1 pseudogene is annotated in these 237 nt (G+C 43.0%); it reads left to right on the top strand.

Going from position 1 to position 237, the window contains the following annotated elements:
- Positions 1 to 36: 36 nt before the first annotated feature.
- Positions 37 to 237, top strand: a pseudogene (eno, locus tag ACFIK8_RS12670) (phosphopyruvate hydratase); the annotation flags it as partial.

The raw sequence follows: 237 nt of genomic DNA on the forward strand, positions 1-237 counted from the left end.
ATCGAGACTTTTGTTGGATTGGATAAGGAAACTCACATGACTATAATTGTCGATATCATTGGGCGTGAAGTACTTGATAGCCGAGGGAATCCAACAGTAGAGGTTGATGTTCATTTGGAAAATGGGATTGTAGGTCGTGCTTTTGTTCCTTCAGGCGCATCTAAAGGGGCCCATGAAGCTATAGAACTTCGTGATGGTGGGATACGTTATCAAGGTAAAGGTGTTGAAAGAGCGGTT

It is taken from the genome of Bartonella sp. MR168JLCBS (assembly GCF_042194175.1).